A 724-nucleotide genomic window follows, 5' to 3' on the forward strand; every position below is an offset into this window, starting at 1 on the left:
GTAAACATTTTGGGACTAGAAAACCAAGAATCAAAGAGAACATAATCAGCTTTGACTCCCTTGTTTATCGCTTCTTTAAGAAGATTTATGGTTACCTCCGTTGCAGGTGTAACTGCTTCTGCTTTACGCTTACCTGATAAGGTTCTTCTATCTACGTTTTCCAGTTGACTTTCCTTGCCCCCGAGTAGACCAAAGGAAACGGGTAAAAAAGTATTCCCATCACTCCAACCCAGATTAAGGAAGCGAAAGCCATTAACATAAATTTTTTTGGCATGATCAAACTGTTTGCTTAGAAGTTCTACTTTTTTAGAACGAGCACGAGGATAGATTGAATCATCGATGATAAAAACAGTTTTTCGGCTATCACTGGTAAGAGGAGAAAGGCTAGAAATCAAGTTCTTTGAAACTTTTAGCAGAAGCTCTCGCCAATTAACCTTAGGATTTGAGAGACGATTATGGAAAGTTTTCTGTGAAAAAGGTTTTTCTTCCATCTCTTTCAAGAATTGATATGGGGAACGATTTGAAAAGATACTAGAAAGCAAGAAATGAAGAATCACCAACAAAGGACCAGAGAGAAAGGCGGTCAAAGAAATTTCTTTGAAAAATGTTGAAATAGAGCTACGAAGTTGAGGATTTTGTGGTAAACTAGACATGGCATAACCTTTCTGATCGTGTGTGTTGGATTTTGCACTTTTAGTATACACGATTTTGAAGGGGTTATGCT

The 724-nt window shown here is 37.4% G+C and carries 1 protein-coding gene; it reads right to left on the reverse strand.

Going from position 1 to position 724, the window contains the following annotated elements; genetic code table 11:
- Positions 1 to 653: transposase (locus DHL47_RS13215; RefSeq protein WP_209552185.1), on the reverse strand; the 653-nt coding region annotated here is incomplete at its 3' end.
- Between the last annotated feature and the right edge of the window lie 71 nt (positions 654 to 724).

Origin of the sequence: Streptococcus panodentis (assembly GCF_017884005.1) — a bacterium.
Classification (GTDB): Bacteria; Bacillota; Bacilli; order Lactobacillales; family Streptococcaceae; genus Streptococcus; species Streptococcus panodentis.